The sequence below is a fragment of the Salinispora sp. H7-4 genome (assembly GCF_013416675.1).
Taxonomy (GTDB): Bacteria; Actinomycetota; Actinomycetes; order Mycobacteriales; family Micromonosporaceae; genus Micromonospora; species Micromonospora vitiensis.
This window is the reverse complement of sequence record NZ_JABZED010000007.1, coordinates 450410-465981: the sequence shown is the minus strand read 5'-3', so window position 1 is coordinate 465981 and position 15572 is coordinate 450410. Positions and strand designations below refer to the sequence as shown.

Sequence of the window (15572 nt, the reverse complement as noted above, 5' to 3'; positions counted from 1 at the left end):
GTAGCGACTGGGCGGGCCGGGTAGCGACTGGGCGGGCCGGTAGGCGGGTGGCGGGGCCGGGTGGCGGGCTGGCTCCGCTGGCCGGATACGCTGACCTGGCTATGGACTCCCACACCGGTCTGCCCGTTGTCGGCATGGTGGGTGGCGGCCAATTGGCCCGGATGACCCATCAGGCCGCGATCGCCCTCGGCCAGTCGCTGCGCCTGCTCGCGCTCGCTCCCGACGATGGCGCCGCCCTGGTGGCCGCCGACGTGCAGTACGGCGAGCACACTGATCTCGCGGCGCTGCGTACCTTCGCCAAGGGCTGCGACGTGGTCACCTTTGACCACGAGCATGTTCCCACCGAGCACATCGAGGCCCTCGCCGGCGAGGGCGTCAAGCTCTTTCCGCCGGCCGAGGCGCTGGTGCACGCCCAGGACAAGCGGGTCATGCGGGAACGTCTCGCGGCGCTGGGTCTGCCGAACCCGGCCTGGCGGCCGGTCGAGACCCCGGCCGGGCTCGAATCCTTCGGTGCCGCCGTGGGCTGGCCGGTGGTGCTCAAGGCGGCCCGGGGCGGCTATGACGGCCGGGGCGTGTGGCTGGTTGAGGACGGCGCTGAGGCGGCCGAACTGTCGGCCACGCTGTTGGCCACCGGGATGCGCCTGATCGCGGAGGAGCGGGTGGCGCTGCGCCGGGAGCTGGCGGTGCAGGTGGCCCGTTCCCCGTTCGGGCAGGTCGCCGCCTACCCGGTGGTCGAGACCGTGCAGCGGGACGGGATCTGCGTCGAGGTCCTGGCCCCCGCGCCGGAGCTGCCGGAGGAGCTGGCGGTCGGTGCGCAGCAGCTCGCCATCGACCTCGCCACCGAGCTGGGTGTGGTGGGTCTGCTGGCCGTCGAGTTGTTCGAGGTGACCGACCCGGCCGAGCCGACGGGCAGCCGCCTCGTGGTCAACGAGCTGGCGATGCGGCCGCACAACTCCGGGCACTGGACCATCGAGGGGGCCCGGACCTCGCAGTTCGAGCAGCATCTGCGGGCGGTGCTCGACTACCCGATGGGGGACACCTCGTTGGCCGCGCCGGTGGTGGTGATGGCGAACGTGCTGGGCGGTGAGCCGGGCGGTATCTCCATCGACGAGCGCCTGCACCATCTCTTCGCCGCCGAGCCCGGCGCGAAGGTGCACCTGTACGGCAAGCAGGTGCGCCCAGGTCGCAAGATCGGCCATGTCACCGTACTCGGCGACAACCTGGACGAGGTACGCAGCCGGGCGGCGCGGGCGGCCCGTTGGCTGCGGGAGGGGCACGGATGAGCACGGTCGGGCTGATCATGGGCAGCGATTCGGACTGGCCGACGATGCGGGCCGCCGCCGAGACACTGGACGAGTTCGGGGTCGGGTACGAGGTCGAGGTGGTCTCGGCACACCGGACGCCGGTTCGCATGATCGAGTACGGCCGGGACGCCGCTGACCGTGGCGTAAAGGTGATCATCGCCGGGGCGGGGGGTGCGGCACACCTGCCGGGCATGGTCGCCTCGGTCACCCCACTGCCGGTGATCGGCGTGCCGGTGCCCCTGAAGTACCTGGACGGAATGGATTCGCTGCTCTCCATCGTGCAGATGCCGGCCGGCGTGCCGGTGGCCACCGTCTCGATCGGCAACGCCCGCAACGCCGGCCTGCTCGCGGTCCGGATCCTCGGCGTCGAGGACCGGGCGCTGCTCGATCGGATGGCGGCGTACCAATCCGAGCTGGAGCAGGTGGTCGCGGAGAAGAACGCGGCCCTGCGCGCCTCGCTGAGCTGACCCCTGGCGTGGTCGCCGCAGCCGGCTAGCGCATGCCGCGCAGGGCGGCCTGGAGACGTTCCTGGGCCCGACGGCGACGCTCGTTGCTGGCCCCGAGGACCAGCAGGAGGAGGCCGACGGGGATCAGCAGCAGCCACGGCCCGAGACTGAACAGCGCGTGGATCGCCGTGATCGCGGTGGCCGTGGCCCCCACGATCACTGGCGCCTGCTGCTGCCGCAGCGAGCCGAAGACCAGCACCGCCGCCGCCCCGAGTAGCAGCAGCACCTGGCGCAGCATGCTGCTCTCGGTGACCAGCACGATCGCCACGGTCGGAGCGAAGGCGGTCACCAGCGCTGGCCCGTACGCCACCCAGCTGCTGACCTCGGCGCGTTGGCGCAGCTCCAGTACGCCGACGAGCAGGGCCAGCACCGCGAACGGCAGGGTGTAGGCCTCGGGCAGGGCCACGTCCGCCACCCACATCAGAATCCACCACGCGGTGATCTCGCAGCTCACCACCGCCCAGAAGAGGATTCGCCGCTCGCTGTCGCGCCGGCCCGGTCGGGCCGCCGCCACTCCGAGGATGGCGCCCGCGGCGGCGAGCAGGGCCGCGATGTGCCGGGGTGAGTCGTAGGCCAGCGCCAGGGCGATCAGCGCGGCGGCGAAGCCACTCCACTCCACCGTGGCCGCCTCCCGCCCCGCCTCCGGGCGACGCAGGCGCGGCAGGGTGGCCGCGAAGACCTGGAGGGCCGCCCCGACGGCCAGGACGCCGAACGCCGACCAGCGTGCGCTCAGACCGGCGACCAGACCGGTGGTGAGTACGAAGAGCTGCGCCATCAGGGCGGCGAACAGCCAGCCCAGGATGCGGGCGTGCCCGGTCGCACCGAAGAGCGCCGCCACCGTACCGACGCCCACCGCGCCGCCGAGCGTGACCAGGGTCAGGTTCTCGGTGGCCAGGCTGCCGGCCAGCCCCGCGCCGCCGGCGGTGAGACCGATGCCGAAGACGAGTATCCGGGCCAGCCGGAGCGAGCGGGCCCGCTCCACCAGGGCGGGCGGCGGCGTGAGCGCAAGCCCGAGCATGGCCAGGGTGAACACGGTGAGCCCGGCGAGCGTGCTCGCCGGCCAGGCGAGATTCAGCGCCACCGGCGTGATCAGCAGGGTCACCGCCGCACCCGGCAGGATGACCGGCACCGCCCGACTGCGCCGGCCGCCACTGAAAGCGACCGCAGCCAGCGCGGCGGCGGCGGTCAGCAGCAGCGCGGTGAGCACGTGTGTCGGGTCCGCCGCCGCGGGTGCGGGCAGGAGTAGCTCCGGCGGCGGGCCCTGCCAGGTGCGGCTGAGCGTCCGGTGTGGCTCGACCAGCGCCACGTGCAGCGCCGGTGCGAGCGAGACCAGGGCCAGCACCGTGGGCACCGTCGCCGCGGCGAGCGCCCCGGCGGCCGGGTCTACCCGCCACCGGCGGGTACCGGGCCCGGCGGAGCGGCCCAGGGCACCCCCGAGGGTTACCCGCCACCGGCGAGTCGCTGCCGCGAGCCCGGCTGGCGGCTCAGTGGCGCCGCGGCTCAGCTCGGCGAGGACACCGATCAGGGCCGCCGCGGCGGCGTACACCCCGACCTGCAGGCCGGCGGGGATGGCGGCGAGGGCACTTACCGTGGCGCCGCCGACCAGCGCGGCGCTGGCCCAGGGCAGGTACTGCGGAACCCGGTGTCGGGCAGCCAGCACGGCGGCCAAGCTGAGGCCGGAGGCGGCCAGGGCGGCGATCAGCACCCCGCGCGATGAGTGCCCGAACTCGGCAGCCAGGGCGGCCACCGCACCGGGTAGCGCGAAGAGCATGGCCCCGGTCGCGGCACCACCGATCTGCATCGGGTGGGGTGGCGGTCCCTCGACGTCCACCTCGGTGCCCAGCGGCGGGGAAAGGGCGCGAGCGAAGGCCGCCACGGCGACACCGATCAGCGCGATGCTGCCGAGGGCCAGTGCGGTCGTCCACGGCCGGACCAGCCCAGCGCCGGCGACATGCAGCGCCAGTACGCTGGCCACGACGGCCCGGGAGAACGCGGCTCGGGCCTCCACCGACGCCACCGAGGCCAGGCCGTACCCGGTGGCGACCAGCGAACCCACCAGCACCGGCGACCACCAGGGCAGCGCGAACGCGGCCGGTGCGCCGATGGTGGCCAGGACCACGGCCGCGCCGGAGATGTCGTGCTGCCAGGGCGGCGGCAACAGGACCGCGGCGGCCAGCGCCAGCAGCGCCAGCGCGACTGGTGCCTGCCAGGTCGAGCCGCCGATCGGAGCGGCCGGCCACGTGTTCAGGTCGCCGGCCCAGATCGGGCCGGCGGTGAGCAGGACGCCGATGCCCCCGCGGAGCGCCATCCCGGCGGCCAGCAGCCCGACCAGTCCGCCCCCCAGGGCCAGGCCGAGGACTGGGCCGCGCCGCCACTGCGGTGGCAGTGCGCGGGCCGCCACGGCCACCACCAGCAGCAGCCCGGCCGCGACCGCCAGCTGCGCGCCCGGCGCAAGGACAGCGGCGATCCGAACCAGGGTGGCGACCAACGCGGCGGTTACGGCGGCGCAAGCCAGGTCGGAGCCGTCCAGGCGGAGGTCGGAGCGGCGCCGGGCGTCAACGGAAGGCGCGAAGAACAGGAGCACTGCGGCGATCACCAGCAGCGCGCCGACCCAGGCGTCGGCGGCGGTGGTGGCGGGCGCCATGAACGAGGCCGCGGCGACGGCCAGGGCGCCCAGTACCGCCCCCGTCGCCAGCGGCATCGGGAGATGCCGGTGGGAAACCTGCATGAGCGCGGCGTAACCGAGCGTGACGCAGACCGCGAGGAAGCTCGCCGCCAGTAGCGCGACGGTCATCTCCCGCAGCGCGGTGCCGGACGCCGCCGGACCGGCGGCGACGACCGCGGCTACCGTGCCGGGCAGGGCGAAGGCCGCCCCGCCCGCGGCCCAGCCGGAGAGGAGCTCCGCTCCGACCGAGGTTGCCCGGAGCCGGGGTACCGCCGCCACCAGCACGCCCGCCACACAGAGGGTGAGTAGGACGGCGGCGGTCAGCGACGGCCGGGCCAGGCCGGCTCCGGCACCGAACAGCCCCACCCCGGCGGCGGCTACGGCGTGTGCTCGCGCCGCGCGTCTGCTCCTCGCCGACAACCCGGCCACCCCGATCCCGACCGCCGCCACCACCATCGGCCACGGCGCGGCCGCCCAGCCGAGTCCGAACGCGGCGGGCACGGCGAGCGCGGTCAGCGCGGCGCCCACCACCGCGAACTCCCGGCGGATCTTCGGTGGCAGGGCGACCATGGCGGCCACGGTCAGCAGCAGTGCGCTGGCGGCGAGCTGGCTGGCGGCGGGGGCGCCCACCGCGGCCAGCTGGGCTGGGTAACGGTCGAGGTCGGCGGTCCACGCCGGGAGGGCAGCGCGGACCGGGGTCACTCCGGCGCGCAGGGCACCAGCGGCGACGACGACGCCACTGACGGTCAACGCGATGGCGGAGGCGAACTGCGGGCCGCGCCGCAGGACAGTCGGCACCGTGCGGACGACCAGCCCGGTGAGCGCGATGCCGGCGGTGATCAGAAGTAGTGCCTGGTCGGGTGCGGCCACCCAGGCGAGCCGGCTCGACGCGCTGATCACGGCGAGGGTGAGCAGGCCGGTGCCGATGTCGGGGAATGGGGTGCGGCGGGCTGCCACCATTCCCGCGCCGGCCACCGTGGCGGTGAGCAGGAGCGCGGCTCCCGCTCCGACCGTCGCCGGCACGGTGGTCACCCGCAGCAGCGCGGTGCTGGCGTAGCCGAGGGCCGCCAGCGCGGCGACGCTGTAAAGGACAAAGATCAACTCACGGAGCCCGGGCACTGGGCGGACGGCGGCGCCGTCCCCACCGGGTACCTGGTCGGTCTCGGCCCCGTCATCGGTTCGTCGGCCGGCCCCCGACCGCTGGCGCGGGGCGACAGGGGGATCCGGGGGCCGCTCCGGGCCGGTCTGGCCCCCCGCCGTCGCCGGTGGGGTCGGGGGCGCTTCGGGTAGGTCCTGGCGGACCGGTCGGGCCCGGGTGAGGGCGGAGCCGGCCAGCGAGAAGTTCAGGACGGCCACGAGGGCCAGCACCGCGGCCCAGCCCGCCAGAGCGCTGGTTCGGCCGTAGGCGAGCAGTGGCAGGATCGGCTGGAGGGCCAGCACCGTGGCGAACCGCGGTGCGCGCAGTCCGGTCCAGCCGCCGTACGCCAGGGCAACCCCGGCGGTGACCGCGAAGACGGCTCCGGCGAACACCGCCCGGGACGCGCCGCCGACGCTGGTGACGGACCAGAGTGCGTACCCGGCCAACGGCACCAGGAGCAGGCCGACGGCGGAGATGGTCTCGGCGGTGGAGGTGAGCCCGCGGCGGGCCAGCACCGGCGGGGCGAGCAGCATCAGGACCGTCGCCAGGCAGAGCACGCCCAGCCGGGCGAGGGCGTCCAGGGAACTGGTGGCGACCGCGGCGAAGACCACCGCGGCGACGCCGAGCAGCAGCGCGCCGAGCCCGAGGGGAATGTTCTGCACCTCGCGGCTGGACGCCTCCGGCGGATGCTCGGGGTTGTCGGCGTCAAGCCAGCCAGCGGTCGCCGACGGCGGTTCCGCCGGCCCGGACGAGGTGCCCTGCCGGGGTACCCGGGGCGGTGTGCCGGGGGGAGCGGTCGGTGGCCGCCGGTCTGGCCGGCGACGGAGCACGCGCCGGGGACGGGTGGCCTGTTTGACGTTCTCCTCATCGGCATGCGCGAGGATGTCCCGCTGGAAGAGCGCAGCCTGCATCCTGGCGGCGATCTTCCGCTGTTCACCGGAGATCTCGGCGTCCCGCGCCTTCATCTCCGCGATCGACCGCTCGACCTCCGCCAGGTGTTCGAGCCGCTGCGGCTGTTGCGCGCCGCAGTGTGGGCAGCGGGCGGCCGGCTTCAACTCCCGGCCGCACGAGGAGCACTGAAAGCTCACCACAACACCCCTCCAGCCATGCGGCGGACCTCACTGTCGCAGCATGCCCAATGCTGGCGCGGATTTCGACAGTTGCCGGCGGGTCCAGGGTGCGTGGCGCCCTAACCCGCGGAGTGCGGCCGGCGACGGGTCACGGGCGTCCCATGCCGCGGTACTCCCAGCCAGCCTGCGTCCACAACGCTGGATCGAGGCAGTTGCGACCGTCAACCACCCGGCGCCCGGCGACCAGGGTGCCGAGCGTGACCGGGTCGGCGTTGCGGAAGTCAGCCCATTCCGTCAGGACGCAGACCAGGTCGGCACCGGTCACCGCCTCGTTGATGCCCGGCTCGTAGGTCAGCTCGGGCGCCACGGCGCGGGCGCGCTCCATCCCTTCCGGGTCGTAGACGTGCACGTCAGCGCCGGCCTTGTGGAGCAGCGATGCCACGGCGAGGGCCGGGGCGTCGCGGACGTCGTCGGTGTTGGGCTTGAAGGTCGCACCGAGCACACCGATTCGGGTGCCGGAGAGGTCGGGGCCGGCCGGGCCGGCGCGCCGGCCGAGTAGGTCGGCGGCGAGTTGGACCACCCGGGTCCGGCGGCGCAGGTTGATCAGGTCGACCTCGTGCAGGAAACGCAGCGCCTCGCCGGCGCCCAGTTCCTGGGCCCGGGCCTGGAAGGCACGGATGTCCTTGGGTAGGCAGGCCCCGCCGAAGCCCAGGCCGGCCTGGAGGAACCGGTTGCCGATCCGAGGGTCGAAGCCGACCGCCCGGGCCAGGTGGGTCACGTCGCCGCCAGCGGCCTCGCAGACCTCCGCCATCGCGTTGATGAACGAAATCTTGGTGGCCAGGAAGGCGTTCGCGGCGACCTTCACCAGCTCCGCAGTGGCGAAGTCGGTGACCACCATCGGCACCTCGCGGTCCTCCGTGGCAGCCAGGTCGAAGACGCCCTTGTGTGCGGCGTAGAGCATCCCGTTGGCCCATTCGCTCTTGACACCGACAACGATCCGGTTCGGGCGGAGTACGTCGTCGACGGCGAAGCCCTCCTGGAGGAACTCGGGGCTCCAGGCGACCTCAATGCCCAGGTCAGCCGGTGTGTGTTTGCTCACCAGCTGCTCGACCCACTCCGCGGTGCCGACCGGCACGGTGGACTTGCCGACGATCAGCGCCGGACGGGTGAGCTGCTGCGCCAGGCTGGTGACGGCTGCCTCGACGTACGACAGGTCCGCCCCCAGCGCGTCGGCCCGCTGCGGGGTGCCGACGCAGATGAAGTGCACGTCCCCGAACTCGGCGACCTCGGCCATGTCGGTGCTGAACCGCAGCCGCCCGGCGGCGAGGTTGCGCTTCAGTAGCTCGTCGAGGCCGGGCTCGTGGATCGGCACCTCGCCCGCGTTGAGCATGGCGATCTTGTCGGCGTCCACGTCGAAGCCGAGTACCTCGTAGCCCAGCTCGGCGTAGCAGATGGCGTATGTCGCGCCGAGGTAGCCGGTGCCGAGGAAGGTCACTCGGGGGCGAGGGGCGCCGGATGGGGGGGTTACCGCCCCGATCGGAGGCACTGGCTGGGTGTTCGGGTACGGGATCGTCACGCCTGTCTTCTCCGCTCGCACTGGCGCCGCTCGTGGCGTCGCTGTCGACCGCGGCGCCTGCCGGGGCACCGAAGGTGGGGTTGTTCGTTTGTTTGACCATGCTCCCGCGCGGGCCGGTCAGTGCGACACTTCGTAGCCTACGCGGCGGTAACATCGCCCGATTCCGGGGTCGCTATCCTTCAGTCTGCGCGGTCCGCGGTCAGATGACGCTACAGACTGCGCATGATAGCGGTGAAGAGGAGGGGCCGGCATGGCCGCAGAGCAGGCATTCGACGGCTATCGATTGACGGACGAGCAGCAGGCGGTCCGGGAGGCGGTCCGGGAGGTCTGCGCGGCGAAGGTGGCACCGCACGCCGCTGAGGCGGACGAGACCAGTGAGTTCCCGAAGGCGTCCTTCGACGCGTTGCGGGCGGCTGACTTTCACGCCCCGCACATCCCCGTCGAGTACGGCGGCGCCGGTGCGGATGCCCTCGCCACCGCCATCGTGATCGAGGAGGTGGCGCGGGCCTGTGCCTCCTCCTCGCTGATTCCGGCGGTCAACAAGCTGGGCACCATGCCGCTGATTCTCGCCGGCTCCGCAGAGCTGAAGCGGAAGTACCTGACCCCGGTGGCCGCCGGCGACGGGATGTTCTCGTACTGCCTGTCCGAGCCGGAGGCGGGCAGCGACGCCGCCGCGATGACCACCCGGGCCGTCCGGGACGGCGACGACTGGGTACTCAACGGCGTCAAGCGGTGGATCACCAACGCCGGGGTGTCCGAGTTCTACACGGTCTTCGCCGCGACCGACCCGACCGCCCGGAGCCGGGGTATCTCGGCCTTCGTGGTCGAGAAGTCCGACCCGGGGGTGAGTTTCGGCGCACCGGAGAAGAAGTTGGGGATCAAGGGCTCGCCGACCCGTGAGGTTTACCTGGACGGCGTCCGTATCCCCGCCGACCGCATGATCGGCGCGGAGGGCACCGGCTTCGCCACCGCGATGCAGACCCTGGACCACACCCGGGTCACCATCGCCGCGCAGGCGGTGGGCATCGCGCAGGGTGCGCTCGACTACGCCAAGGGGTATGTGCAGGAGCGTCAGCAGTTCGGCAAGCCGATCGCCGACTTCCAGGGCATCCAGTTCATGCTCGCGGACATGGGCATGAAGCTGGAGGCGTCCCGGCAGTTGACCTACGCCGCAGCCAGCAGGTCCGAGCGGGGGGACGCGGACCTGACCTACTTCGGCGCGGCGGCCAAGTGCTTCGCCTCCGACGCCGCCATGGAGATCACCACCGACGCCGTGCAGCTGCTCGGCGGCTACGGCTACACCCGGGACTACCCGGTCGAGCGGATGATGCGCGACGCAAAGATCACCCAGATCTACGAGGGCACCAACCAGGTGCAGCGGATCGTCATGGCGCGGCAGCTTCTGAAGGGCTGATCGGAAGCTGTTTTCGGAGCTCAGAGCGGGTACGGTCCGGTGGCCGTCGGCGACCCTGGACGGTGCTGTCGGTTGATCGTGGACCGCGCTGCCGGGTTCTGCGGCCACCCGCACCCAACCCCTTCACCCTCTCCGGCGACCTGTTCCGGTTGTGCTTCTCCGACGGCGTGCTGGTGTCGAAGGCGATTTGTCGTTCCCCCAAGCGGGCGACAGTGTCAACAATTTTGTCGGCAGTGGTCGGTCAAACGGACAAGGCAGGGGCTCCGACGTGCTCTTCGCCTTGTGTCGTCCACTGTCCCCCTGCATAGTCGCTATACGGTTTAGCTCGGGTTCTCAAGAGGGAAGGCCAACCCCTCGCCGGTACGGACCAGGTGACCCGTCCATGGTCCCCTCGGGGCGGTCTGTCCCGCACCCTCGAGTTCGTCGAGGGCCGTAAACGTCCGCTGCAATCCCTCCTGGCGGGAGATCCGTGCTACCGGTCTGGCGCCAGCGACCATACGGGCCACTGCCAGCCTGCCCGGACTGGCCGTCGCCCCGATGCTGCGGTCGTTACAGCTTTCACCGGTAGGAGGTCGGAACTGATGGGGCAGGTGCCCATTCGGGAGGTGGCCGTCGGCGCCGCCCCACCGCCGGCGGCGGCGGTACAGCGGATCACCTCCGCGGCTGAGGCCAGCGAACTCGCCCACCGGTTGCTGACGCCGGGGCGGCGGTGGCCGGTCGCGGTACTCACCCTGCCCACCGGGTATGACGAGCCCTTCGGTGATCCCGACGAGCTCAAAGCGGCGGTGGGGGATCTGGCTGAGGTGGTACTGATGCCCACGAGCGATGTCTCCTGGGCATTCTCGCGGGTGATGCCGCCGATGACCCAGGTCTACGGCGGGGCGGGGCGGGTGTACTCGGTCGACCACGGTTGGGTGCACGACCCGACCCGCAGTAGGTTGCGGTTCGCCTACTCCCGCCAGGACCGTCGCCGCATCACCGAACAGCTGATCAGTGATGCGCTGCAGGCGGCGCTGTCGGCCGGACTGGTCGAACCCCGCGCTCGTCCCGAGGCTCAGCGTCGATCGGGACGGGTGCAGGGCCTGATCGGGTCCCGAGCGCTCGTGACGTTGGATGACCAGGCGGTGGCGACGGTATGGGAGGAGTTGACACTCCCCGGCGTTGCCTTGGATCAACTACTCGCCAAGGGACAGGCGGTTACCGGCAGCTATGACCGGGTCTCGCGCTGTCTGGACCTGCGGGCGGCGCTGCGTTTCGTTGACGTCCCCAGCGCCCTGGCGGCTGTCAACGAGGCGTACCAGGTCGGTGATGTGGTGCTGGCCGAGGTGGTGGCGGTGGCCGACGAAGCTGTCACCGTACGACTGCTGCCCGGGCTCACCGTCGAGGTCGGCCTGGATGCGGTCACCTCCAACTGGAAAGACCGGCTGAGCGGCCTGTTCAGTGTTGGGGAGACCGTCGCCGGCCGGCTCGTCACGCTCACCCCGCCGGCGCTGCGGTTTGACGACGTTGACGACACGGAACAGGTGAAACCCGCGCTGAGTCTGCTCCCCGGCGGGCCTCCCTGGCTACGTCCGCCCGACCAGCGGCCCGCACCGACATCGACGCCTCGACCACCAGCGCCCCCGCTGCCGCCCGCCACGCCACCGCAGCAGGTCGTACGGCGGGTGCCGGCGCGGCAGCCGACGCCGTTGGATCTGGCCCGACGCCTTCCCTCGGCCCTGCATCCGGTGCTGGCGCGTCCGGCCAGCACTGCGCCAGCAGGGGCGCAGGCCCAGGTCGTGCAGCTGCGTAATGAGTTGGCAGCCGAGCAGGCGACCCGCAAGGCCCTCGCCAACGAGTTGGCGGATCTGCGATTCCGGGCGGCGGAGCTGGAGGCCGAGCTCGCGCGGGCGGTTGGCGCCATCGAGCAGCTACAGACCCGCTACCGCGGCGCCGATCTGGCTCGGCAGCGGCTGGTCAAGCAGCTCCGGAGCGCCCAGGACCGCGCTGGTCAGCCAGCAACCGGGGAGGCGATGCTCTTCCTCGATCCCGAGGAACAGTTCCGCTATGAGGTCACCTGCGAGTGGGCGCAGCGCGTTCCCGCTGCCGAGAAGGCCGGCCGGCCGCTCGCCTCGTACGTTCTGGGTCCCGGCTTCCTGGACTCCCTGGAACAGCTGGAGGGCATCAGTCGGGCGAAGGTCGTGACGGTCGTGGTCGAGGTGCTCACCGGTCAGGTCCAGCACCTCGCCGGGCGTTATCCGCATCAGATCCGCACCGGCCGGGCCGGCAGTGGCTATGTGCGTCGTGCTGACGGTGCGACCTGTTGGCGGGTGGCCCTGCAGCGGGAGTCGGCCGCCGCCCGGCGGTTGCACTACTGGCGTACCCAGGGTGGCTATGAGCTCTCCCGCGTCGTTCTCCACGACGACTACCGGCCCTGACGAGGCACCCCCGGATGCCCCACGTCCGCCCCGGCCGGGGAACGGGCCGGACGTGGGGCTCGGCGGTCAGCGCAGCCCGGTGGTGGTCGGCTGCCGGTGGCTGCCCGGCCCCGGAGCGGACCAGGGGTTTTCGCCACCGGTCTGTTGGGGCTGGGGTAGCGCTTCGGTCGGGTCGGACGTCGGGTTGCCCAGGACCGGCTCGGTGCTGTCCCGCTCCGGTGTGGGGGGCCAGTCGTCGAGCGGAGTGTCCGACGGGTTGGGGTTCTCCGCCGTCTTCGGTTCCGCCCCGGTCGTCGGCCACTGCCGCCAACGTTGACCGCTGAAGCCGGCGACCAGCAGCAGGAGGCCGATCAGGAAGAGCGTCCCGTTCTCCAGCGGCAGCTGAAGCGGCAGCGGGTCGCCGAGGACCTTCCAGTCTGTCGGGATGCGGTCGCGGACAGCGAAGGGACGGATGGCCAGCCCCAGGTACGGGGTGGCGAGCAGCAGCCCGGCGACGATCGGGCCGATCGGCGAGACGCGCAGCGTGCCGAGGAGTCCGAGCAGGACACCGCCGACGAGCAGCCAGACCGCGGGCTCGATCAGGTTGGCCGAGTTGAACTGACCGAGGTCCACCCAGCGGTTGACGGTACGCGCCGATCCATCTTGACCGAGAGTAACCAGGATCCACGTGACGGGTGCCACCACGAGACCCGCTAGGAAGCTCCATAGATGTCGCATCCGCGCACCGTACCGTCTCCGATATGAGCGAGTACCCCGCCACCACCGCACCGGGTCGGCCGACCGCATACTCCCGGGTCACGCTGAGTCGAATCATGACGGCAGTCGATGTGAACCTCTACGGCACCGTGCACGGCGGGGTGCTGATGAAGTTCGTGGACGACGTCGCCGGGGCCGCTGCCGCCCGGCACAGTGGCGGGACGGCGGTGACCGCGGCGATCGACGAGATCGTCTTCTCCGAGGCGGTGCGGGTCGGAGACCTGGTGCACGCCTACGCCCAGGTCAACTGGGCCGGGCAGACCTCGATGGAGGTCGGGGTGCGGGTTACCGCCGAACGGTGGGACTCGGCCGAGGGGGAGCCGGTGCGGGTCGCCACCGCGTACCTCGTCTTTGTCGGCGTCGACGCCGACGGCAGCCCGCGTCCGGTCCCACCGCTATCCCCGGAGACCGTCGCGGACCAGCGGCGCTTCCGGGAGGCGGAGATCCGGCGGGCGCACCGACTCGCCCGGCGGCGGGCGATCCAGGCGCACCGGCGCGGCTGAGTCGTCGCCGGCCCAGACCGGTGGAAATCCGGCGGTGCCGACCGGTGGGAAGCCGGCGGTCCGGCGCGGCGCGGGATCGCCCGCACCCTGATCGTCCGGACCGGGTGCGGGCTACGGCGCCTCGAGGTAGGGCAAGATGGCGCCACGGCCGGACAGCGTTGTGCCGGGCCGAGGGAGGGTGGAGCGATGGGTGAGGTGCTGTGGACGCCGCCGGCGGACGTGCGTGAGCGGTCCCGGATCGGGGCCTACCTGCGTTGGCTGAGCACGCACCGGGGGCTGGACTTCGCCGACTACGACGAACTGTGGCGCTGGTCGGTCACCGACCTGCCCGCCTTCTGGCAGTCGATCTGGGACCACTTCGAGGTCGTGTCGCACGCCCCGGCCACGGCCGCGCTCGCCGAGCGGACCATGCCCGGTGCCCGCTGGTTCCCCGGCGCCACCCTGAACTACGCGGAGAACGTGCTGCGGATGCCGGGCCGCGCCGACGCCGACCCGGTGGTGATCGCCCACGGGCAGACCCGGCCACCGGTCACCCTCTCCGCCGCCGAGCTGCGGGAGCAGGTCCGCCGGGTCGCCGCCGGGCTACGCCGGCTCGGTGTCGGCGCGGGCGATCGGGTGGCCGCGTACGCGCCGAACATTCCCGAGACGTACGTGCTGTTGCTGGCCACCGCCAGCCTCGGCGCGATCTTCTCCTCCTGCGCGCCGGAGTTCGGCACCCGGAGCGTGACCGACCGTTGGCAGCAGATCGAGCCGACGGTCCTGGTCGCCGTTGACGGCTACCGCTATGGCCAGAAGTCGATTGACCGGCGAGCCGAGGTGGCCGCCATCCGTGCCGCCCTGCCGTCGCTGTCCCACACCGTCGGCATCGCGTACCTCGACCCGGCCGGCCCTCCGCCGCCGGACACGATCGCCTGGGCCGACGTCGCCGCGGCCACCGACGAGCCGCTCACCTTCGCACCGGTGCCCTTCGACCACCCGCTCTACGTGCTCTACTCCTCCGGCACGACCGGCCTGCCCAAGCCGATCGTGCACGGCCACGGCGGCATCCTGCTCGAGCACCTGAAGATGCTCGCCCTGCACCACGACCTGGGCCCGGCGGACCGGTTCTTCTGGTTCACCACGACCGGCTGGATGATGTGGAACTTCCTCGTCTCCGGGCCGGTCGTGGGGGCGGCGATCGTGCTCTTCGACGGCGACCCGGGCTATCCCGACCTGGGCGCGCTGTGGCGGCTGGCGGAGCGCACCGGCACCACCTACCTCGGTACCTCGGCGCCGTTCCTGCTGGCCTGCCGCAAGGCCGGGCTGGTCCCCACCGAGTTCGCCGACCTGTCCGCCCTGCGCGGGGTCGGCTCCACCGGCGCGCCCCTGCCCCCCGAGGGCTTTCACTGGGTCTACCGGAACGTCGGCGACGCCCTCCAACTCCAGTCGCTCTCCGGCGGAACCGATGTCTGCACCGGCTTCGTCGGCGGAACCCCGCTGCTGCCCGTGCACGCGGGCGAGATCGCCTGCCGGGCGCTCGGGGCGAAGGTGGAGGCGCGCTCCGGCGACGGCACCCCGGTCATCGGTGCGCTGGGCGAGCTGGTGATCACTGAACCGATGCCGAGCATGCCGGTCGGGTTCTGGGGCGACGCCGACGGCAGCCGCTACCGGGAGGCGTACTTCGACCGCTACCCCGGCGTCTGGCGACACGGCGACTGGATCACGATCAACCCGCGGGGTGGCTGCGTCATCACCGGCCGCTCCGACGCGACGTTGAACCGGGGCGGGGTTCGCCTGGGCACCGCCGAGTTCTATTCGGTCGTGGAAGGGCTGGACGAGGTCGCGGACTCCCTCGTCGTGCACCTGGAGGACGCCGAGGGCGGCGCTGGTGAGCTGCTCCTGTTCGTGGTGCTCGCCGCGGGCGTGGAGTGGGATGACACGTTGCGGAAGCGGATCGGCCGGGAACTGCGTACCGCCCTTTCGCCCCGGCACGTGCCCGACGAGATCCATCCGGTCGGAGCCGTACCGCGGACCCTGTCGGCGAAGAAGCTGGAGGTACCGGTCAAGAAGATCCTGACCGGTACCCCGGTCGACTCGGCGGCGGCCCGGGGCGCGCTGGCCAACCCGGAGTCGCTGACCGCCTTCGCCGGTCTGGCCCAGCGCCGAGCCGCCCACGACGACACCGCGGACCGGCGAGCCCGGTGACGGCGGGGCCCGGACGACCCGGGATCGGCTGGCACCGCG

Annotated in this window: 9 protein-coding genes; 6 read left to right on the top strand and 3 right to left on the bottom strand. The window is 72.4% G+C overall.

Features of this window, described 5'->3' with window-relative positions:
* Positions 1 to 101 precede the first annotated feature (101 nt).
* On the top strand, positions 102 to 1283 hold the full coding sequence (locus H0524_RS09995; protein ID WP_180198373.1) for a 5-(carboxyamino)imidazole ribonucleotide synthase: 1182 nt from the start codon (positions 102 to 104) through the stop codon (positions 1281 to 1283).
* Positions 1280 to 1771, top strand: coding sequence for a 5-(carboxyamino)imidazole ribonucleotide mutase (purE, locus tag H0524_RS09990; protein WP_180198372.1), 492 nt, complete (start codon positions 1280 to 1282; stop codon positions 1769 to 1771). The genes H0524_RS09995 and purE overlap by 4 nt, the downstream gene beginning before the upstream one ends.
* 25 nt (positions 1772 to 1796) lie before the next feature.
* Here the strand turns inward: purE and H0524_RS09985 are convergent, their stop codons facing one another.
* Together H0524_RS09985 and H0524_RS09980 are read right to left on the bottom strand one after the other, a co-directional pair.
* Entirely contained in the window at positions 1797 to 6704 is a 4908-nt protein-coding gene (locus tag H0524_RS09985; RefSeq protein ID WP_180198371.1) for an SCO7613 C-terminal domain-containing membrane protein, read from the bottom strand.
* Positions 6705 to 6831: 127 nt separating this feature from the next.
* The gene (locus H0524_RS09980; RefSeq protein ID WP_180198370.1) at positions 6832 to 8259 is read right to left on the bottom strand and encodes a UDP-glucose/GDP-mannose dehydrogenase family protein; all 1428 of its coding nucleotides are present in this window, start codon (positions 8257 to 8259) and stop codon (positions 6832 to 6834) included.
* Positions 8260 to 8509: 250 nt separating this feature from the next.
* Between H0524_RS09980 and H0524_RS09975 the strand changes: the two genes are divergently transcribed.
* Complete coding sequence (locus tag H0524_RS09975; RefSeq protein WP_180198369.1) at positions 8510 to 9673, top strand: acyl-CoA dehydrogenase family protein; 1164 nt, start codon at positions 8510 to 8512, stop codon at positions 9671 to 9673.
* 581 nt (positions 9674 to 10254) lie between these two features.
* On the top strand, positions 10255 to 12090 hold the full coding sequence (locus H0524_RS09970; RefSeq protein ID WP_180198368.1) for a hypothetical protein: 1836 nt from the start codon (positions 10255 to 10257) through the stop codon (positions 12088 to 12090).
* 66 nt (positions 12091 to 12156) lie between these two features.
* Here H0524_RS09970 and H0524_RS09965 read toward each other — a convergent pair whose 3' ends face one another.
* Complete coding sequence (locus H0524_RS09965; RefSeq protein WP_180198470.1) at positions 12157 to 12774, bottom strand: hypothetical protein; 618 nt, start codon at positions 12772 to 12774, stop codon at positions 12157 to 12159.
* A gap of 56 nt (positions 12775 to 12830) precedes the next feature.
* Between H0524_RS09965 and H0524_RS09960 the strand changes: the two genes are divergently transcribed.
* The gene (locus tag H0524_RS09960; protein WP_180198367.1) at positions 12831 to 13349 is read left to right on the top strand and encodes an acyl-CoA thioesterase; all 519 of its coding nucleotides are present in this window, start codon (positions 12831 to 12833) and stop codon (positions 13347 to 13349) included.
* Between the two features lie 186 nt (positions 13350 to 13535).
* The gene (locus H0524_RS09955; RefSeq protein ID WP_180198366.1) at positions 13536 to 15533 is read left to right on the top strand and encodes an acetoacetate--CoA ligase; all 1998 of its coding nucleotides are present in this window, start codon (positions 13536 to 13538) and stop codon (positions 15531 to 15533) included.
* The last annotated feature ends 39 nt before the right edge of the window (positions 15534 to 15572 follow it).